18 protein-coding genes are annotated in these 19894 nt (G+C 69.9%); 6 read left to right on the top strand and 12 right to left on the bottom strand.

The features are described 5' to 3' along the window. Nucleotides 1-71: 71 nt before the first annotated feature. Genes A37E_RS0100985 through A37E_RS0100955 form a run of 7 tightly spaced genes read right to left on the bottom strand, consistent with a single transcriptional unit; the run spans nucleotide 72 to nucleotide 7531 of the window. Nucleotides 72-1868: a BatD family protein gene (locus tag A37E_RS0100985; RefSeq protein WP_029554915.1), complete on the bottom strand. Its 1797-nt coding sequence runs from the start codon at nucleotides 1866-1868 to the stop codon at nucleotides 72-74. Next, nucleotides 1865-2194, bottom strand: a complete 330-nt coding sequence (locus tag A37E_RS0100980) for a hypothetical protein (protein ID WP_029554914.1) — start codon at nucleotides 2192-2194, stop codon at nucleotides 1865-1867. Before A37E_RS0100980 ends, A37E_RS0100985 begins: the two co-directional genes overlap by 4 nt. Continuing rightward, nucleotides 2164-3924 (bottom strand): VWA domain-containing protein, encoded by a 1761-nt coding sequence (locus tag A37E_RS25030; RefSeq protein ID WP_038192373.1) that lies wholly within the window; start codon nucleotides 3922-3924, stop codon nucleotides 2164-2166. Before A37E_RS25030 ends, A37E_RS0100980 begins: the two co-directional genes overlap by 31 nt. Beyond that, complete coding sequence (locus tag A37E_RS0100970) at nucleotides 3924-4982, bottom strand: VWA domain-containing protein (protein ID WP_051678690.1); 1059 nt, start codon at nucleotides 4980-4982, stop codon at nucleotides 3924-3926. The genes A37E_RS25030 and A37E_RS0100970 overlap by 1 nt, the downstream gene beginning before the upstream one ends. Beyond that, nucleotides 4979-5614 carry a DUF4381 domain-containing protein gene (locus tag A37E_RS25730; protein ID WP_051678689.1) on the bottom strand — a complete coding sequence of 212 codons (636 nt, stop codon included), beginning with the start codon at nucleotides 5612-5614 and terminating at the stop codon, nucleotides 4979-4981. The genes A37E_RS0100970 and A37E_RS25730 overlap by 4 nt, the downstream gene beginning before the upstream one ends. Further along, nucleotides 5611-6597, bottom strand: a complete 987-nt coding sequence (locus A37E_RS0100960; protein ID WP_051678688.1) for a DUF58 domain-containing protein — start codon at nucleotides 6595-6597, stop codon at nucleotides 5611-5613. The genes A37E_RS25730 and A37E_RS0100960 overlap by 4 nt, the downstream gene beginning before the upstream one ends. 13 nt (nucleotides 6598-6610) lie before the next feature. Beyond that, nucleotides 6611-7531 carry a MoxR family ATPase gene (locus A37E_RS0100955; RefSeq protein ID WP_051460815.1) on the bottom strand — a complete coding sequence of 307 codons (921 nt, stop codon included), beginning with the start codon at nucleotides 7529-7531 and terminating at the stop codon, nucleotides 6611-6613. Between the two features lie 488 nt (nucleotides 7532-8019). Between A37E_RS0100955 and A37E_RS0100950 the strand changes: the two genes are divergently transcribed. From A37E_RS0100950 to A37E_RS0100935, 4 genes are read left to right on the top strand one after another with little or no spacing between them, the layout of a single operon-like run. After that, the gene (locus A37E_RS0100950) at nucleotides 8020-9273 is read left to right on the top strand and encodes a sarcosine oxidase subunit beta family protein (protein WP_029554909.1); all 1254 of its coding nucleotides are present in this window, start codon (nucleotides 8020-8022) and stop codon (nucleotides 9271-9273) included. 9 nt (nucleotides 9274-9282) lie between these two features. Next, complete coding sequence (locus tag A37E_RS0100945) at nucleotides 9283-9570, top strand: sarcosine oxidase subunit delta family protein (RefSeq protein ID WP_029554908.1); 288 nt, start codon at nucleotides 9283-9285, stop codon at nucleotides 9568-9570. Then, a complete protein-coding gene (locus A37E_RS0100940) occupies nucleotides 9570-12575 on the top strand; it encodes a sarcosine oxidase subunit alpha family protein (protein WP_029554907.1) in 3006 nt (1001 codons plus the stop codon). Before A37E_RS0100945 ends, A37E_RS0100940 begins: the two co-directional genes overlap by 1 nt. Beyond that, complete coding sequence (locus tag A37E_RS0100935) at nucleotides 12568-13125, top strand: sarcosine oxidase subunit gamma family protein (protein ID WP_029554906.1); 558 nt, start codon at nucleotides 12568-12570, stop codon at nucleotides 13123-13125. The genes A37E_RS0100940 and A37E_RS0100935 overlap by 8 nt, the downstream gene beginning before the upstream one ends. Before the next feature lie 3 nt (nucleotides 13126-13128). On the opposite strand, the gene A37E_RS0100930 is transcribed toward A37E_RS0100935, so the two are convergent. From A37E_RS0100930 to A37E_RS0100915, 4 genes are all read right to left on the bottom strand, one after another. After that, nucleotides 13129-13797, bottom strand: coding sequence for a hypothetical protein (locus tag A37E_RS0100930; protein ID WP_029554905.1), 669 nt, complete (start codon nucleotides 13795-13797; stop codon nucleotides 13129-13131). 81 nt (nucleotides 13798-13878) lie between these two features. Then, nucleotides 13879-15591 (bottom strand): solute carrier family 23 protein, encoded by a 1713-nt coding sequence (locus A37E_RS0100925; RefSeq protein WP_245279241.1) that lies wholly within the window; start codon nucleotides 15589-15591, stop codon nucleotides 13879-13881. A 225-nt stretch (nucleotides 15592-15816) separates the two neighbouring features. Continuing rightward, nucleotides 15817-16131 (bottom strand): hypothetical protein, encoded by a 315-nt coding sequence (locus A37E_RS0100920; RefSeq protein WP_024278177.1) that lies wholly within the window; start codon nucleotides 16129-16131, stop codon nucleotides 15817-15819. Nucleotides 16132-16239: 108 nt separating this feature from the next. Then, nucleotides 16240-16437, bottom strand: coding sequence for a DUF2735 domain-containing protein (locus A37E_RS0100915; protein WP_024278178.1), 198 nt, complete (start codon nucleotides 16435-16437; stop codon nucleotides 16240-16242). Between the two features lie 538 nt (nucleotides 16438-16975). On the opposite strand from A37E_RS0100915, the gene A37E_RS0100910 reads away from it, so the two are divergent. Next, entirely contained in the window at nucleotides 16976-18010 is a 1035-nt protein-coding gene (locus tag A37E_RS0100910) for a glutamine synthetase beta-grasp domain-containing protein (RefSeq protein ID WP_024278179.1), read from the top strand. 294 nt (nucleotides 18011-18304) lie between these two features. After that, nucleotides 18305-19078 (top strand): trans-aconitate 2-methyltransferase, encoded by a 774-nt coding sequence (tam, locus tag A37E_RS0100905; protein WP_029554903.1) that lies wholly within the window; start codon nucleotides 18305-18307, stop codon nucleotides 19076-19078. 18 nt (nucleotides 19079-19096) lie between these two features. Here the strand turns inward: tam and A37E_RS0100900 are convergent, their stop codons facing one another. Further along, entirely contained in the window at nucleotides 19097-19876 is a 780-nt protein-coding gene (locus A37E_RS0100900) for a MetQ/NlpA family ABC transporter substrate-binding protein (protein ID WP_197022909.1), read from the bottom strand. Nucleotides 19877-19894 lie beyond the last annotated feature (18 nt).

The following is a 19894-nucleotide window of genomic DNA, read 5'->3' as shown; positions in this document are numbered from 1 at the left end:
AAGCGCCGCGCGGGTTTTTGACATGGCTTTCGCTCAAGCGCCGCGCGGGCTTCTGGGGCAGCGCAGCCCCCTCAGCGCGCCTTCGGATAGAGCGGGGCGAGGCCCCGCGCGGTGCGTGCCTTCGTCGGCTTCAGGGCAGCCTTCCGCTCCGCAGTGAAGGCGGAGCGGAAGCCGCGGCCGTCCCAGGTGTCCCCTTCCCCTGCATAAAGGTGGCGGCTGACCTCATGCAGCGCCGCCGCCATGGCCGGGGTGCGGGCTGAGGCTGTGCCCGAATGGCCGGGCCCTGAGGCGCGGTTCCAGTCGAGATAGGCGCGATAGGCGGCCGTGGCGTGGCCGGCCTTGCACGCGGCTTCCACCGCACCGGCGGCGGCCCTTTCATCCGGCGCCATCACCATCGGCCGGCGCACGGCGGGGCGCGTCGGTGTCGGGCGGCCGGGCCTCGCAGGCGGGGCGGCGACGGGCCGCTCCGGCGGCTGGGGAATGGCGCTCGCCCTGCGTCCGGCGCGCCGGCCGGAAAACAGCAGGAAGCTGGCGATGATCACCACCACCAGCGCGATGGCGGCGATGTCGCGCCAGGGCAGGGGGGCGTCGTCGCCCGGTGTCGCCTGCGGCTTGGGCGCGGACTTCGCCGCCGGCGCCGGGGGCGGGGCGAGACCGGCGGGATCGGCCGATCCCGCCACCTGCAGCGTCACCGGCGGCAGCTGGGCGGTCTCGGCACGGTTGGTGGCGATGTTCCACCAGGGCACGGTGACGGCGGGCAGCGTGATCGATCCGGCACGGGTGGGCACGACGGTGATGTGGACTTCGGCGACCGCGCCGGGCGCGCCGCCCACCTGGGCCGCCTCGGGATGCTCCTCGTCGGCATATTGGCGCACGCCGTCCGTCTCCGCCGGCTTCAGCGGCGGCAGCTGGGCGGGGCTGGCACCCTGCACCTCCAGCCGCAGCGTGCGGGTGAGGGCGACACCCACCTTGGCCTTGGCCGGCGGGCTGCTCCAGGTCTCCTTGAGGCGCACCGCGCGGGCCGGCAGGAACCATCCGGTGACGCCGGCCGGGCGGGGCAGGATCGTCACCTCCACCGGATTGGCGAACACCGTGACCTTGCGGCCGGAATCGAAGCCGCCGCCGAGCCACGGCATGGCGGGGCGGCCCAGCGCCCGCGCCTGCTCCTGCGCGCCCGGCGGGGACGTGGGAATGGAGGCGCGCAGGGCCACCGAGGAGATCTGGATGGTGCCGGTGCGCTGCGGCCGCATGATGTAGCGCAGCTCCACCACGCGGTAGCGCTGGCGGCCGTAGATGCGGGAAAAGCGCTTCAGCGTCCCGTCGGGGGTGAAGGTGGCGCCGTCCGCCGCCGGCTGGTCGGCCGACGCCTCCAGGGCGCCCACGCTGTCATACATGCGCACGACCACGGGAATCTCGCTCTGGAGATAGAAGGGCGGTGTGCCCAGCACATCCACGGAGAGGGCGATGGGGCCGTCGTCCGGCGGCTCGGCGGTGGAGCCGGGCGCCACGTTCATCTCGATGGGCGCGCTCGTCTCGCTGCCGAGGGTGAGGGCCGGGATGACGAGATGGCCGGCGCGCTTGGGCGCCAGCGTCAGCACCCACTCGTTCACCTCCACCATGCGGCCGTTCAGGCTCTCCATGCGGCTGCGCTTGCCGCGGTCGAGGATCTCGAAATCCTTGTTGAGGGGGCTGATATTGGGCGGCTCGAGGCTGTCCCGGCCGATGACGCTGAGCACCAGCTCGAAGGTGTCGCCCTGGTCCGCCGGCGGCTTTTCCACCGTGGCCTTGAAGGATGCGGCGAGGGCTGCCGTCGCCCCCAGCGCAAGGGCGAGGGAGATCAGGCCTGTGCGGAGCGCGGCACGGATCATTGCGCGTCTCCCTCGGAGAGGAACACGGGCGCGCCGGTATATTGGGAGCGGATGCGCGCGCGCAGCAGCCCGCCGGGATCGTCCGGCACCTGCCGCAGCGCCTGCTCGCGGCTCTGGTCGTCGTCGCTGAACGCCACGGTCGGCGGCGTCTGGGGCGCGGGCTGGGCCGGCTTGGGCTGGGCGACCTGGGCGGGCGAGGGCGGGGGCGCGGCGAAGGCTGAGTTGGGGTCCTGCTTGCCCGCCTCCTGCCCGTCGCCCTTGTCGTCCGGCATGGGCGGGGGCGGCTCCTTGGGCGTCACCGGCGCGGCGGGTATGCCGCCGGCCATGGCCTCCGGCTGCTCGGACGGAGGCTGCTGGGGATTCTGCAGCGGCGGCTGGGCCGGCGGGGAATCGGGCGGCGGCGCCTGCTGCGCCTGCTCCTGCGGCGGCGGCTCCTGCGGCGGCTGCCGGGGCGGGGGGGCGGCTGTTGCGCCAGCTCGGGCGGACGGCGCGGCGGCAGCGGCGCAGGCGGGGGGAGCGGGCCCGGCTGCGGGCCGTTCTGCGCCTCCTGCGGCTTGTCCCCGCCGGGCTTCTGGTCCTGCTTCTGCTTCTGGTCGGACTTGGGGTCGGGCTTCTGGTCCTTGTTCTGGTCCTTGTTCTGGTCTTGCCCACCGCCGCCGCCGGCCTGGTTCTGCTTCTGCTTGTCTTCCTCTTGCTTCTTCTTCGCGTCGATCAGCTTCTGCACGAGGTCGCGGTTGAATTTGGCGTCGGCATTGTCGGGGTTTGCGGCCAGCGCCTTGTCGTAGGCGGCCACCGCCTCCTCGAGCTGCCCGGCGCGCGCGAGCGCGTTGCCGCGGTTGTAGTCGCGGCCCGGCAGGCGGGAGAGCGCGGCGGAGGCGCCTGAATAGTCGCCGGCCTTGTAGAGCGCATCGGCCTTCCAGGCGGGGTCTTCGAACTTCTGCGCGGCGGCGGAATAGTCGCCCCGGGCGTAGTTCGCCGCGCCCTGCTGGTCGGGCCGCCACCACAGGTCGGCCCAGCTCTGCGGCAGGTTCTGCGACACGGTCTCCTGGATCGTCTGCGCCTCCGCCCGCTGCGGCGTCGCGAGGCCGCCGAGGGCCGTGACGGCGAGGACGGCGATCCAGCCGCGCCGGAACGCGAGGGGGGCGAGCAGCAGAGCGAGCAGCAGCACGTAAGGCCCCATGTCCGCCCACACGTCGGCGGTGAAGCCTTCGCTGTCGGTGACGGCGCCGTTCGATGTCGCCACCGGGGGCAGGGCCGCGGCGATGTCGCGGTCATCGGCGGTGAGCGGCGTATAGGCCCCCTGTCCGGCGGTGGCGATGGCCTTCAGGGCGGCGGTGTCCACCGCCGGCGCGCCGTTGGCGCCATCCGCGCCGACGCCGATCACGTTGACCTTGTAGCCCTCCGCCGCGGCCGCCTTCGCCGCCGCCTGGGTCTTGCCCGGCTCGTCGCCCGGCCCGTCGGTGACGAGCAGGATGCGCCCGCTGGCCGCCCCGGCCCCCTTCAGCAGGTCGACGGCCATGGCGATGGCGGCCTGCGGGCGGTTGGCATTGCCGCGCATGAGGCTGGTGGAGAGGTCCGGCAGCATCTGCGCCACCACGTGCGCGTCCTCGGTCAGCGGCGCGGCGGCGAAGGGGATGTCGGAATAGAGCACCAGCGCCACCTCGCTGCCGCGCATCTGCTGCAGCACGTCGGCGATCTTGTAGCGGGCGGCGACGAGGCGCGAGGGGCTGGCGTCGGGCGCGTTCATGGTCGGCGAGAGGTTGACCGCGATCACCAGCGGATCGAGCCGGCCCGTCACCGGCTGCGGCAGCTTCTGCCAGGTGGGGCCGGCCATGGCGAAGGCGGCGGCGACCCATCCGGCGAACAGCAGCACGGCCGGCCATTGGCCCGAGGCGCGCCGTCCCGGCAGGGCGAGGTGAGCGAGGAGGTGCGGGTCCACCTCGCGCGCCCAGTCGTTGCGGCCCTCGCGCAGGCGGTGGTGGAGCAGGCCCGCGAGGATCGCCGCGGGCAGCAGCGCCAGGAGCCATTCCGGCCGCAGGAAGTGGAAGCTCGCCATCAGCGCGCCTCCGCAACCGGCAGCGCCGGGGCATCGGCCGCCGGGCCGTCCTGCGGCGCGGGCGCTTCGGCCGCGCGGCGGGCCGGCAGCCGAAGCAGCACGGCGGCGGCGAACAGGAAGCTCGCGACCAGCGCGGCGCCGAGCGGCCAGAAGAACAGGGTGAGGGCCGGCCGCACATATTGCGGATCGCCGGCCACCGGCTCCAGCTTGTCGATCTCGGCATAGATGCCGGCCAGGGCCTGCTGGTCGCGGGCGCGGAAATACTTGCCGCCGGTGAGGCCGGAAATGGCCTTGAGCGCGCCCTCGTCGAGGTCCGAGGACGGGTTCATGGGCGCGCCGGGGATGAACTCCCCGGCATCGGAGCCGACACCGATGGTGTGGATGCGCAGGTGCTCCTTGGCGGCGATGGCCGCGGCCTGGAGCGGATCGAGCACGCCTGACGTGTTGGCGCCATCGGTCAGCAGCACCACCACCCGCTCCTTCTCCGGCCCGTCGCGCAGGGTCTTCACCGCGAGGCCGATGGCGTCGCCGATGGAGGTGTTGCGCCCGGTCATGCCGATGGTGGCCTGCGCGAGCAGTTCGCGCACCGCCCGGCGGTCGAGGGTGAGGGGCGCCTGCACATAGGCGCGGGTGCTGAACAGGATGAGGCCCACCCGGTCGCCGGCGCGGCGGGCGATGAAGTCGTCCGCCACCTTCTTGACCACCTGCAGCCGGTCCATCGGCTGGTTGAGGGCGAGGTCGCGCTGCGCCATGGAGGCGGAGAGATCGATGACCAGCATGATCTCTCGCCCCTCCACCGGAACCTCCACCGGCCGGCCCACATAGATGGGCTGGGCGGCGGCGATCACGAGCAGGGTCCAGATGAAGGCGAGCGCGGCGAGGCGCGTCTTGCGCCACGCCGGCCGGCCCGGCGTCACCAGCCCGGCGCGGGCGAGGGCGGCGAAGAAGGGCAGGCGCAGCGCGCCGGCCTTCTGCTCGCGGGCGCGGGGTATCGCGAAGTAAGCGAGGAGGGGGACCGGCAGCAGCGCCAGCATCCAGGGCCAGGCGAGCGTGATCATCGGCGCGCCCGGATATGGCGCCGCACCGCGTCGGCGAGGGTGGCGGGGGTGATGCTGCCGGCGGCGACCTGCTCCGCCGTCTGCGCCGGCATGTAGGGGGCGCGGGCGAGGAAGGCGGCTTCACGCGGGGCGAAGGGCGCACGGCCGGTGACGAGCAGGCGGGCCCAGGCCTCGCCGGTGAGCGTCGCCTTCGCCTCGCCGGACTCGGCACGCACCAGCCGGCGCAGCACGTCCGAGGCGGCGACCGCGACGGCGTGGGTATCGTCCGGTTCGGCGCGGCCGACCTCGGCATCGAACATCTTCAGGGCCTTGTAGGCGAGCGTCTGCCGCCAGCGCCATTCGCGCACGGCGAGGATGATGAGCACCAGAACCACCAGCCCGGCCAGCACGTACCAGCCCGGCGCCAGCGGAAAGAGGGGCACGTCCGGGGGCAGATGGATGTCGCGCAGCGCCGCCAGCGGGTCCTCGGCCGATCCCGGCACGGGCGGGGCGGGCGGCGCTCCGTTGAGGAAATCCGGCGTCTGGAAATTGGGCGGTGTCGCCGCCGGAGCACCGCCGGGCGCAATGAGCTGGGTGGGGCCGGCGGCGGCCCCCGGCGTGGTGGTTGCGGGCGGGACGGCAGGGGTGGTCATCGCGCCGCCGTCCGTCCTGCGCCAGGGGCGATCGCCCCGGCTGCGCCGGCGCGCGCCGAGACGGCCGCCTGCCGCATCCGCTCGGGGTTGAGGACTTCCGCCGGGTCGCAGCCGGTCTCGAGGTCCATCAGGGTGAGACCGCGCTCGCGGCAGAGGCGCTCCAGCGCGCCGCGTCGATCGGCGAAGCGCCGGGCATAGCCCTCCCGGGCCGACGCGCGGCTGTCGTCGAGGCGGGCGACGGCCACTCCGTCGGTGACGGGGAAGACGCCGCCGGAGGGCATCTGCGTCTCCAGCCGGTCATAGACGAACAGGCAGGTGACGTGCCCGTCCAGCGCGATGCGCCCGAGCTCGCGGGCGGCGTGCTCGTCGAGGTCGGCGAAATCCGAGACGAGGAAGATCAGCGTGCCGGGCTTCACCAGCGGACGCAGCCGGGCCAGCGCTTCGCCCAGCGTCGGTTCGGAGCCGGGCGGGCCGAGGCGCTCGGCCGTGGCGTCGGCGATGGAGCGCACGAAGGCGAGGATGCGCCGGCGGGTGCGTTCGGCGCGCAGCGCGATGATGCCGGAGGGGGAGAGCACCAGCCCGCCCACCCGGTCGCCGCCGCCGATGCCGATCCACGCCAGCACCGCCGCCGCCTTGGCCGCCAGCACCGACTTGAAGCAGTCACGGGTGCCGAAGCGCATGGAGGCGCGCGCATCCACCAGCACCAGCACCGGGCGCTCGCGTTCCTCCTGGAACAGCTTGGTGTGCGTCTTGCCGGTGCGGGCCGTGACCCGCCAGTCGATGGTGCGCACGTCGTCGCCCGGATGGTAGACGCGCACCTCGTCGAACTCCATGCCGCGGCCGCGGAAGGAGGAGCTGTGGCCCCCGTAGAGCTGGCTGCTGACGCGCTTGCCGCCCGAGAAGCCGCCCTGCACGCGCGGACGCGCTGCCACCAGGTCGGCGAGGCGGGCAACGACGCCCCGGAGCGGATCGCGCTCGGCCATGGCGTGTGTCGCCTCAGCCCACCGGCACGCGGGCGAGCAGCAGGTCGATGAAGTCGTCGCTGGTCACGCCGTCGGCCTCGGCCTCGAAGGTCATCAGCACGCGATGGCGCAGCACGGGCTTGGCGATGGCCTGCACGTCCTCGGGAATCACATAGTCCCGCTTGCGCCGCCAGGCATGGGCGCGGGCGCAGCGGTCGAGGGCGATGGTGCCGCGCGGGCTGGCGCCGAAGCCGACGAGGCCCTGGAGATCCGCTCCGTAAAGTTCGGGACGGCGCGTCGCCTGTACCAGCTGGAGCAGATATTCCTCTACCTGCTCCGCCATGTGCACGGCCAGCACCTCGCGCCGGGCGGCGAACACCACTTCCTGCGGCAAGGGCGCGCCGAAATCCGGCGACTCGCCCCGGGCCTCGCCGCGCACGAGGCGCAGGATCTGGCGCTCGGCGTCGAGATCAGGGAAATCGATGCGCACATGCAGCAGGAAGCGGTCGAGCTGCGCCTCGGGCAGGGGATAGGTGCCTTCCTGCTCGATGGGGTTCTGGGTCGCCATCACCATGAAGAGCGGCGGCAGGCGGCGGGTGGTGCGCCCCACCGTCACCTGACGCTCCGCCATGGCTTCCAAGAGCGCCGACTGCACCTTGGCGGGCGCGCGGTTGATCTCGTCCGCCAGGATGAAATTGTGGAACACCGGCCCTTCCTGGAACTGGAAGCTGCCGTCTTCCGGCCGGTAGATGTCGGTGCCGGTGAGGTCGGAGGGCAGAAGGTCCGGCGTGAACTGGATGCGCTGGTCGGTGAGGTCGATGGCATGGGCCAGCGCCTTGATGGCCTTGGTCTTGGCAAGGCCCGGCGCGCCTTCCACCAGAAGATGGCCGTCGGCGAGCACGGCGATCAGCAGCAGTTCCACGAAGGCCGGCTGACCGAGGATGCAGGCATTCATATAGACCGAGAGGTCGTCGAAGGCGCGGGCGAGGCTGCTGCGGTCGATGACCGGCGGGCGCGGACGGGCAGACGAGGCGGCGGGCGGCTCCCGGCGTGCGGCATCGAGGAAGGACGCGTCTCGGCTCGTGCTCATCTCTTGCTCGCGCTCGACTCTCGGGTTCGGCCACGGGGCCCGTCGGCGCCATGGCGGGGCGGCTGCTCCCCCTGCACCACCGCCGGGAGAGCGCCTCATCGGCTCCTTATAGCGTCGCGGCTTCCGCGTCACACCTTATCTTGCGTTCATTTTTGAGGGATGGCGCCATTTTCTGCCCGGCCGCGCCGGTGCCGGAGGGGCATACGGCGCAGCGGCAGACGGAAGGGCAGACCGGCGTCTGTGTCGCTTTCATTCCAGTTTGCCGTCGCATTTCCACGAGAGCCTCGCACCGGGCAGGCGCATTGTCGCGGTCGAACAGGGGACACCCCCGGTTTCTCCATTCAGAGACCCCCATGCGCCGCTTCTCCCTTCCTACCCTCCTCGCCGAGGCGCTGAATGCCCACAAGGGCTGGAGCCGCCAGTGGCGCAACCCGACGCCCAAGCCGGCCTACGATGTCCTCATCATCGGCGGCGGCAGCCACGGCCTCGGCGCCGCCTACTACCTCGCCAAGGAGCATGGCATCCGCAACATCGCGGTGCTGGAGAAGGGCTGGATCGGCGGCGGCAATTCCGGCCGCAACACCACCATCATCCGCTCCAACTACCTCTATGACGAAAGCGCCGCCCTCTACGAGCACGCGGTGAAGCTGTGGGAAGGGCTCTCGCAGGAGCTGAACTACAACGTCATGTTCTCCCAGCGCGGCGTGCTGATGCTGGCCCACAACCAGCACGACGTGCAGAGCTTCAAGCGCCACGTCTATTCCAACCGCCTCAACGGCATCGACAACGAGTGGCTGACGCGGGAACAGACGAAGGAGTTCTGCCCGCAGCTGAACATCTCGCCGGACATCCGCTATCCCGTGCTCGGCGGCGCCCTCCAGCGGCGCGGCGGCACGGCGCGGCACGATGCGGTGGTGTGGGGCTATGCGCGTGGCGCGGACGCGCTCGGTGTCGACATCATCCAGAACTGCGAGGTCACCGCCATCCATCGCGGGCCGGACGGCGCCGTGACCGGGGTGGAAACCACGCGCGGGCCGATCGGGGCGAAGAAGATCGGCGTCTCGGCGGCGGGACACACCTCCATGGTCATGGCCATGGCCGGGGTGCGGATGCCGCTGGAGAGCTTTCCCCTTCAGGCGCTGGTCTCCGAGCCGGTGAAGCCGTGCTTTCCCTGCGTGCTCATGTCGAACGCGGTGCACGCCTATATCTCCCAGTCCGACAAGGGCGAGCTGGTGATCGGCGCGGGCACGGACCAGTATGTCTCCTACAGCCAGCAGGGCGGGCTCCACATCACCACCCACACGCTGGACGCCATCTGCGAGCTGTTTCCCCAGTTCACGCGCATGAAGATGCTGCGCAACTGGGGCGGCATCGTCGACGTGACGCCGGACCGCTCGCCCATCATCGGCAAGACGCCGGTGAAGGGCCTCTATGTGAATTGCGGCTGGGGCACGGGCGGCTTCAAGGCGACACCGGGCTCGGCCCATGTGTTCGCACACACCATCGCCTGCGACGAGCCCCACCCCGTCAACGCCCCCTTCACCCTCGACCGCTTCCGCACCGGCCGCCTCATCGACGAGGCGGCGGCGGCGGCGGTGGCGCATTGAGATCAGGCCATGCTGCTCGTTCCCTGTCCCTATTGCGGGCCGCGGCCCGAGGTGGAATTCCGCTGCGGCGGCGAGGCGCACATCGCCCGCCCGGCTGATCCCGATGCCCTCGATGACGCCGCCTGGGCCGAATACCTCTTCGCCCGCACCAGCCCGAAGGGCGTCCATGCCGAGCGCTGGCTGCACGCCCACGGCTGCGGCCGTTGGTTCAACGCGCTGCGCAACACGGTGAGCGACGCCTTCATCACTACCTACGAGATGGGCCAGCCGCGCCCCGATATCGCGGGAGATCGCTGATGGCCCAGGATTTCCGTCTTCCCGGCCGGGGCCGCATCGACCGCAAGAAGCCCATTGCCTTCACCTTCAACGGCCGCACCGTCGGGGGCTATGAAGGGGATACGCTCGCCTCGGCGCTGCTCGCCAGCGGCATCCGGCTGATGGGCCGCTCCTTCAAATATCACCGCCCGCGCGGCGTGCTGACCCATGGCGCGGACGAGCCCAATGCCCTGTTCCAGGTGGATCGCGGCCTCGGCCGGGCCGATCCCAACAACCGAGCCACGGTGGTGGAGGCGGTGGCGGGCCTGAAGGTATCGTCGCAGAACCACTGGCCCTCTCTGGAGCATGACATCGGGCAGGTGAACGACCTCGTCGCCCCGGTGCTGACGGCGGGCTTCTACTACAAGACCTTCATGTGGCCGCGGTCCTTCTGGGACAAATTCTACGAGCCGGCCATCCGTGCCGCAGCCGGCCTCGGCGTCGCGCCGGACGCGCCGGATGCGGACCGCTACGTCCATCGCAACACCCATTGCGACGTGCTGGTCGTCGGCGCGGGGCCGGCCGGCCTCGCGGCCGCGCTGGCGGCGTCTGAGGCGGGCAAGCGGGTGATCCTCGCCGACGAGCAGGCGGAGATGGGCGGCAGCCTCCTCGCCGATCTCACTTCCACTATCGATGGCAAGACCGCCTCGGCCTTCGTCGCCGACGCGCTGAAGACGCTGGCGGCGCGGGCAAATGTGACGCTGCTCAGCCGCACCACGGCCTTCGGCTATTACAACCACAACCACGTCGTCCTCACCGAGCGTGTCACCGACCATCTCGCCGCCCCTGACCCGAAGCTGCCGCGCGAGCGGCTGTGGCAGGTGCGGGCGAAGGAGGTGGTGCTCGCCACCGGCGCCCACGAGCGTCCGCTCGGCTTCGCCGACAACGACCGGCCGAGCATCATGCTGGCCGAGAGCGTGCGGACCTATGTGAACCGCTACGCCGTCGCGCCCGGCCGTCGCATCGTCTTCGCCACCAACGGTGCCTCCGCCTATCGCGCGGCGGCGGATGCCAAGGCGGTGGGGCTGGACGTGACCCTCGTGGACCTGCGCCCCGAGGCCGAGATCGGCCCCGAGCGGGCGCTCCTCTCCGGGATCGAGCTTCTCGCCGGCCATACGGTGGTCGGCTCCACCGGCGGCAAGGCGGTGACGGGGCTGATCGTGGCGCCGCTTTCGGGCGGACGCGTCGGCGCGCGTCGGACGCTGGCCTGCGATTGCGTCGGCATGTCCGGCGGCTGGACGCCGGCGGTGCATCTCTTCTCCCAGTCGCGCGGCAAGCTCACCTTCCGCACCGAGATCGACGCCTTCGTGCCGGGCACGTCGGTGCAGGCGGAGCGCTCGGCCGGCGCGTGCAAGGGCACCTATGACCTCGCGAGCATCCTCGCCGAAGGCTGGGCGGCCGGCGCGGATGCGGCCGGCGTGCCGTCAACCCGCGCCTTCGCGGCGACGCCCGCAACGCCCACCGGCTTCAAGGCGGCGCGCGTGCTGCCCACCGATGCCGATCCGAAGAAGGTGCGCGCCTTCCTCGACTTCCAGAACGACGTGACCGCCAAGGACATCGGCCTTGCGGTGCGCGAGGGGTTCGAGAGCGTCGAGCATGTGAAGCGCTACACCACCAACGGCATGGCCACCGACCAAGGCAAGACCTCCAACATGGCCGCCCTCGGCCTCGTGTCGGAGATCCTGGCCAAGGACATCCCGCAGGTGGGCACGACTACCTTCCGGCCGCCCTACACGCCCGTCACATTCGGCGCCATCGTCGGCACGGCGCGGGGTGAGACCTTCGACCCCATTCGCACCGCGCCGGTGCACGACTGGGCGGTGAAGCAGGGCGCCAAGTTCGAGAACGTCGCCCTGTGGCGCCGCGCCTGGTACTTCCCCAAGCCGGGGGAGGACCTGCACGCGGCGGTGGCCCGCGAATGCCGGGCGGTGCGCGAGAGCGTTGGCCTGCTCGATGCCTCCACGCTGGGCAAGATCGAGGTGGTGGGGCCGGATGCGGCCGAGTTCATGAATCGCATGTATCCCAACGGCTGGACCAAGCTGGAGCCGGGCAAGTGCCGCTACGGCCTGATGCTGAAGGAAGACGGCTTCATCTTCGATGACGGCATCGTCGCCCGCATGGCGAGCGACCGCTTTCATGTCACCACCTCCACCGGCGGCGCGCCGCGGGTGATGGCGCACATGGAGGATTATCTCCAGACGGAGTGGCCGGACCTCGACGTGTTCCTCACCTCCATCACCGAGGAATGGGGCGTCATCGCCGTGCAGGGGCCGCGGGCGCGGGAGGTGATCGCGCCATTCGTGACCGGCATCGACCTCTCGCCCCAGGCCTTCCCCCAGATGACGGTGCGCGAGGGGGAGATTCTCGGCGTGCCGACGCGGCTCATGCGGGTGTCCTTCACCGGCGAGCTGGGCTTCGAGATCAACGTGCCGGCGGATTTCACGCAAGCGGTGTGGGAGGCGCTGTTCGGCTACGGCCAGCGCTTCGGCATCACGCCCTACGGCACCGAGGCCATGCACGTGCTGCGCGCGGAACGCGGCTTCATCATCGTCGGGCAGGAGACGGATGGCACGGTGACGCCGGATGATGTCGGCCTCTCCGGCATGGTTTCCAAGGCGAAGAAGGACTTCGTCGGCAAGCGCTCGCTCGCCCGGCCGGACATGGCGCGGGCGGATCGCAAGCAACTGGTCGGCCTGCTCTCGGCGGACGGGCGGACGGTGCTGGAGGAGGGGGCGCAGATCGTCGCCGATACCAGGCAGGCGCTGCCCATGACCATGCTGGGGCATGTCACCTCGTCCTATCTCAGCCCCACCCTCAACCGTCCCATCGCGCTGGCGGTGGTCTCCGGCGGGCGGGCGCGGATGGGCGAGACGCTCTTTGTGACGACACCGGCCGGTTTCACGGCGGTGAAGGTGGTGGCCCCGGTGTTCCTCGATCCCGAGGGCAAACGGGTGGAAGGTCTTGTGGAAGGAGGCGTTCATGCCTGAGCCGGTTGCCATCCACGCGCGGCGCGCGCCCATCCTCGCCCCTTCGGCGTCCGGCCGAGTGCGGGTGCTGCCGCCCGCCGACCGCTTCGTGCTGCAGATGAAGGCGCCACGCGGCGCCGAACTGCCGGCAAGCGCCGGGGGCTTCGATCTCTCCGGCCCGCTCAATTCCGCGCGCGGCACGCCGGAGCGCTTCGCCGCCCGCCTCGGGCCGGGGGAATGGCTGCTCGTCTGTCCTGCAGGGGAGGGGGCTGCCGCCGGGCCGGCAATCGCCGGCGATCTCGCCGGCCGCTTCTTTTCGCTGGTGGCGGTGGGGCACCGCAATGCGGCGTTCCTGTTGAGCGGTCCGCATGCGGCGGACATTCTCAACGCCGGGATCGCCCTCGACCTCTCGGATGCCGCCTTCCCGCCCGGCTCGGCCACGCGCACGCTGCTCGGCAAGGCCGAGGTGGTGGTGGTGCGGGTGGGTGACGCGTTCCGGCTGGAGTGCTGGCGCTCGTTTGCGCCCTATGTGCACGCTTTCCTTCAGGACGCGGCGCGGGAATTCGGCTGAGGTCTACTTCGTCAGCTCGCGGATCTCGGCGGGGCGCTGGTTGATGGTGGTGCCGGTGGCGTCGGGGATGAATTCCAGCGGCACCGCCAGCATCTTGCCGCAGGCCGCGACCGTCCAGGTCTCGCGCCATGGCCCGCTCTCTGGCGCCGACTTGTCGCCGGGGGTAAGGCCGAAGCCGTCGAATGCGGTATCCGCCACGTCCATATCCTTGCAGTCGGCCACCTTGGTGCCGGCGCCGATGAAGGCATAGGTGAGCGCATCGCGCTGGAGCACGATGTTGGCGCGGGTGTGGCCCGGCAGCGTCACGAGGAAGCGCACGCCCGAAGGCTCGGCCCGGAACAGGATGTTGATGGTGCGCTCCGTGCCGCAGCCCTTGATGGGATAATGTCCCCACCACGCGCCGGACTTGGGCAGGCCTTTTGCGTCGAAGGACACTTCCTGCTGCAGCGTCACCGAGACATCGCCGTCCGAGAGGTTGGTGCAGGCGGGCAGTGAGATCGGGGGCACCTTCTTCCACGCCGCGGCCAGCGCGGCCCGGTAGGCGTCCGAATAGAGATAGCTCTGGAATTTCTTCGAATCGGTCGCCCCCGGCGCTGTCGCCGCCATGGTGGCGCCCGCCGGGATGAGAAGTCCGAAGGCCAGGGTGACAAGGGTTGCCCCGACAGCGCGCATGTCCGGCATCATCCTGCCCCCGAAAGATAGTGCGACCAACCGCGTCAGGCATACCACCCGCAGTTGCTGCCCGCCATCCGCCTACTGGTCCACCTCGCAACGCAGTTCCTGTCGGCCATCCGGCAGCGTGCGGCGGTGGGTGCGGTCGGCGAGGCGCTGGATGAGGTGGAAGGTGATGCCGTTGAGCATGGCGTCCTCGTCCACGCCGGCATCGAAGCTCGGCACCGGCCCCGGCTGGAGTGCGCCGCCGGTCCAGGCGAAGGCCACGTCCAGCACGAACTCGTCGAATCGCGTCGTCACCTCCACCGGCCCCTCCACGAGGGAGGGGGCGGCGGTGGCGAATTCCTCGGCGATCTGGGCGATGCGCCCCACCTCCTCGGTGCGGGCGCCATCGGCGGCGGCGCTATCCATGAGGAACTGGCGCAGCACCGCATGGCCCGCCGCCGGCGTCCAGACGAGGTGGCGGCTCTTCACCGCCCCGATGCGGAACAAGGCATTGAGGCCGAGCGCGGTGAACAGGCCCAGCACCAGCGACGAGGTGAGCAGTTCCTGCGCCGAGGCGGAGAGCGCCCGGGCGTAGAAATCCGGAATCTCGTCGAAGGAGATGCCGACGAGAAAGCCGAGGCCCACCACGATGGTGCGCCGCGCATCCAGCATCCTTTGGCCGAGGATGGAAATGCCCGACAGCACGATGAAGGCGGAGGCGAACAGCAAGGCGGCCCCGAGCACCGGGCGGGGAATGGCCATCACCACCACGGACGAGCCGGGGATGAAGGCGAGGGCGATCCAGCCGAGGCCGACGCCCAGCCCCACCCGCCGGGCCTTCACCTCGGTGGCGACCGACAGGCCGACGCTGGCCGAATAGGTGTTGAGGCCCATGGTGCCGATGAGGCCGGCAAACAGGGTGCCGAGGCCGTCCGCCATCACGCCGGCCTCGATGTTGGCATAGTCCGGGCGGCGCCAGTTCGGATCGTTGGCGCGCTGGCTCGCCACCATGTCGCCGAAGCTGCGCAGGATGCAGGCGAGCGCCCCGGCGAGGAAGCCAGGCAGCAGCCCGACGCTGAAGCTCGGCACCGCCAGCGGCCAGCGGATCGGCTCCAGCAGGGGCGCGACCGCCACGGGCGGCCGCGGCGCGCCGAGGCCGAAACCAAGGCCCACATGCACCAGCGTGCCGGCGGCCAGCCCCGCCAGCACCGCCATGGCGCGCAGCGGCGGGCTACCCCAGGCGGCGAGGGCGACCATCACCGCGAGGCCGGCCAATGCGCCGCCGGTGCCGGTGAGGGTCACCTGCGCCATCGACGGGCTGTAGCCCACCATCAGCTTGATGGCGACGACGCCGAGGATGATGCCGATGAGCATCACCACCAGCCCGACGATCTCGATGGGCAGGAAGGGGCGGACCCGATGCATCACGCGGCTGAACAGCACCTGCGCGAGGCCGGCTGCGATGGTCATGCCTGCCACCGCGCCCAGCCCGCCGGCGCGGGCGGCGTAGAGGGCGGCAGGCAGATAGGCGGCGGTGAAGACCGCGGGCAGGAGATAGCCGCAGCCGATGCGGGGCAGGAAAAGGACAGGCCGGCCCCAGCACTGGAAGAGGGTCGCGACCCCCATGGCCAGCATGGCGAGATCGATATAGCGCCGCTGCATCTCGGCATCGACGCCTGCTGCCTGCGCCACCAGCAGCGGAAACACCAGCGTCACCGCCATCAGGCCCATGTGCTGCGCCACCGAGCCGACGAGCACGGCCAACGGCGGATGGGACTCGTGATCGTATCGCAGCCTGCCCGTTCCCACGCGCCCCTCCCGAACCCGGCCGCTTGGCGGCTCTTTGTCTGCTCTGCCGAGACCCCGCTCAGGGCGGCCCGCGCGACTCATCTTGCATGGCGCGTGACGGCATGAGGCGATCCGGCGGAAACCGGCCGGGTGAACCTAAAGGGTTTGGGAAAAAGGGGAAAGCGCTCCAGAGGCTTGTCCCGCGTGCTGCACGCGGGACCGTTGCCGGCACAGCGCGCGGCGCGGCTACAGCGCCACGTAGATGAACTTGTCGGCCTTCAGGGTGGGGTAGTTGGCGCGGAGCGCGGTGGCGATCTTGCCGATCAGGTCCTTGTCGCCCGCAGCCGAGGGGCCGACGAAATCGGTGCCGGCCATCCAGGTCTCGAAGAAGCCGTGCAGGCCCTCGTCATAATCCGCGCCGGTGGGATTGGCTGATTTGTCGGCGAGGGAGGCGATGCCGTCCTTGCTCACTTCCAGACGCCAGTCGCGATCATCCACCACGGAGCCGATGAGGGCCGCAAGCTCCGCGTTCGTCCAGTCTGTGTTGAGGTCGAGGGCCATTGTCGCAAGTCCTACCCGATGAGGTCTCGGGCAGGACGTCACGCAAGAAGCGGTCCATCGCGGACGCGGGATGGCCGGCGCGCAGGGCGCCGACCCAAACCCGATGGTTCAGCGGCGGTTGGGGAGATCGGCGGCCTTCACCGCCTCTTCGTGATACCAGCTGCTTCCGATCACGGCCTGCGCGGCTCCCACGGCAGCGATCTCGGCAGCCCATTTCGCCTCTTTGGAGGGCATGCCGTTCTTCGCGTCATTCTTCACCGGGAAGACATAGATTTTCGCGGTCTCGCGCTCGTGGTTCGCAGTCATCACTCCGGTCTCCTGTCCGATGAGCCTCCTGGGCGCCATCACTTGGGAACTTCATAACATGATTTGCACCCTGCATATACATCAAGTCCGGTATATTTTAGTTTAGTGCCTATTTTTTAGGCGGATATAAATTGACGTCACTTATCTCTTTTATTTGCGCGTTTGCTGCATAGCCCGCGCGCGTCTTTCGCAGTGCAGCGGAATGCCTTGTTCCAAGCGTGGGCGCCGCGCTTTTGTTCCCGGGCGATGGCGAATGTTCCTGGCGCCGCGCTGCGCGCGGGGTGGCTGCACAGCGGGTGTGCGGGGCGCCTAAGGGTTCGGCCTAATCCTGATGCAGTAATGGGCAGCTGACGTTGCGGCGGCGGTCAAAAAGCCGTTGTCCGGCTATGGGGTCGCCGCTGGCACGCGGATTGCTAGATAAGCGCCGGCCCCCGCGGCCGGTGGATCCTTCACGGCCGGACGCTTCAAAGAGTTCCTGAATCAACGAGTTCGAGAAGCAAAGTCCCGAATTTCACGTCATCGGCTCAGAGAGACTGCAATGCCAAAGTTTAAGCTCGAGTATATCTGGCTCGACGGCTACACCCCGGTTCCCAATCTCCGGGGCAAGACCCAGATCAAGGAATATGACGTGTTCCCGAGCCTCGAGGAGCTGCCGCTGTGGGGCTTCGACGGTTCGTCGACCCAGCAGGCCGAAGGCCGCAGCTCGGATTGCGTGCTGAAGCCGGTCGCCGTCTATCCCGACCCGGCCCGCACCAACGGCGCTCTGGTGATGTGCGAAGTGATGATGCCGGACGGCGTCACCCCGCACCCGACCAACAAGCGCGCCACCATCCTCGATGATGCCGGCGCCTGGTTCGGCTTCGAGCAGGAATACTTCTTCTACAAGAACGGCCGCCCGCTCGGCTTCCCCGAGGCCGGCTATCCCGCGCCGCAGGGTCCCTATTACACGGGCGTCGGCTTCAAGAACGTGGGCGACGTCGCCCGCCAGATCGTCGAGGAGCACCTCGACCTCTGCCTCGCCGCCGGCATCAACCACGAGGGCATCAACGCGGAAGTCGCGAAGGGCCAGTGGGAATTCCAGATCTTCGGCAAGGGCTCCAAGAAGGCCGCCGACGAAGTGTGGATGGCCCGCTACCTGCTCCTGCGTCTCACCGAGAAGTATGGCGTGGACATCGAGTTCCACTGCAAGCCGCTCGGCGACACCGACTGGAACGGCTCGGGCATGCACGCCAACTTCTCCACCTCCTACATGCGTGAAGTGGGTGGCAAGGCGTATTTCGAGAAGCTGATGGCGGCGTTCGAGGCCAACCTCGACGACCACATCGCCGTCTACGGCCCGGACAACCACATGCGCCTCACCGGCAAGCATGAGACCGCGCCGTGGAACAAGTTCTCCTACGGCGTTGCGGACCGTGGCGCGTCCATCCGCGTCCCGCACTCCTTCGTCAAGAACGACTACAAGGGCTATCTTGAGGATCGCCGCCCCAACTCCATGGGCGACCCCTACCAGATCGCCTCCCAGATCCTGAAGACCATCTCTTCGGTTTCCACCGACGTCTCGGCTGCGGCCTGACGCCTTCGCCACGGCGCCCTCCGCGCGCCGTGGCGTTTTTTTGTGGCCGTGACGACCTGTTCGTTCCGCCGACTGCCGCGCGCGCGTCTTCTCGCGCCCTCCCTCCGGCCTTTGCCGTCGAGCCCGCGCCATTCGCGCCCGATTTTCCGTCCGATCTCCGGCAAGCCCGTCCCCTGGGGATGGGAACCTTCGCCGTGCCGGTCGCCCTCCGCGGCGAAGCTGGTATAAGCGGGGGGACATCCCTTGCGGCGCCGCGCCGTGGCGCCGCCGATCCCCTCGCGCCCGGAGCCGCCGATGCCCGCCGACTGGAACGCCAGCCAATATCTGAAGTTTGAGGACCAGCGCACCCGCCCGGCGCGCGATCTTCTCGCGGCGGTGCCGCTTCAGAGCGCGGCGTTCGTGGTGGATCTTGGCTGCGGCCCCGGCAATTCCACCGAAATCCTGGCGCAGCGCTTTCCCGGCGCGGAGCTGCTCGGGCTCGACACCTCGCCGGCCATGCTGGAGGCCGCCCGCGCCCGCCTGCCCGGCGTAACCTTCGCGCTCGGCGACGCCTCAACCTTCACGTTGCCGAAGCCGGCGGACCTCATCTACGCCAATGCCGTGCTGCAATGGGTGCCGGACCACGCCACCCTCCTGCCGCGCCTCATGTCGCTGCTGGCGCCCGGCGGGGTGCTGGCGGTGCAGATGCCGGACAATCTGGAGGAGCCGTCCCACGTCGCCATGCGCGAGACGGCCATGGCCGGCCCGTGGGCGGACACGCTCCACGCCGCCACCCGCGCGCGCACCGTTCTGCCCGAGCCAGGAGCCTATTACGACATGCTGAAGCCCCACGCGGGGGCGGTGGACGTGTGGCACACCATCTACAACCACCCGCTCGACGGCATCCCGGCCATCGTGGAATGGGTGAAGGGCACGGGCCTGCGCCCGTTCATCGATCCGCTGGAGGGGGACGAGCGCACGCAATTCCTAGAGGAATACGCCGCCCGTCTCGCCGACTCCTACCTGCCGCGGGTGGATGGCAAGGTGCTCCTCGCCTTCCCCCGCTTCTTCATCGTGGCGGTGAAGTAGAGATTCACCGCCAACCACTCACCAGCTCGGCAGAACGGCGCCCTTGAAGGTTTCGAGGATGAAGGTGCGCGTCTCCGGCGACTGGTAGGTCTCGACGAAGGTTTTCACCCACGGCTTGTCCTTGTCCTGCGCGCGCACGGCGATGACGTTCACGTAGGGCCCCTTGGGGTCCTCGCGCAGGATGGGGTCCTTCACCGGATCGAGGCCGGCCTCCTTGGCATAGTTGGTGTTGATGCCCGCCGCCGCGAGGTCGGGGAGGGAGCGCGGCAGTTGCGCCGCGTCGATCTCCACGAACTTCAGCTTCTTGGGGTTCTCCACCACGTCGATCACCGAAGCCTTCACGCCCACGCCGGGCTTCAGCTTGATGAGGCCCTTGTCGGCGAGCAGCAGCAGCACGCGGCCGCCATTGGTGGGATCGTTCGGGATGCCGATGGACGATCCGGCCGGGATGTCCTCGAACTTCTTGTACTTGGTGGAATAGATGCCGATCGGGAAGTTCACCGTGCTGCCCACGGAAACGATCTTGTAGCCGCGATCGGCGATCTGGTTGTCGAGATAGGGTTGGTGCTGGAAGGAATTGGCCTCGATGTCGCCGGACGACAAGGCGGCATTGGGCACCACATAGTCGGAGAACTCGATCACCTTGATGTCGAGCCCCTTCTTGGCCGCCTCTTCCTTCACCTTCTCCAGGATCTGGGCATGGGGGCCGGGGGTGACGCCGACCTTGATGGTCTCGGCGGCGGCGGAGAACGCGACGAGGGAAATGCCGGCGGCGAGCGCCAGAGCGAGGGCCTTCATGGAAACCTCCATCTGAAC

The sequence above is a fragment of the Xanthobacter sp. 91 genome (assembly GCF_000702385.1).
GTDB lineage: Bacteria > Pseudomonadota > Alphaproteobacteria > Rhizobiales > Xanthobacteraceae > Xanthobacter > Xanthobacter aminoxidans.
This window is presented reverse-complemented; position numbering and strand designations above follow the sequence as displayed.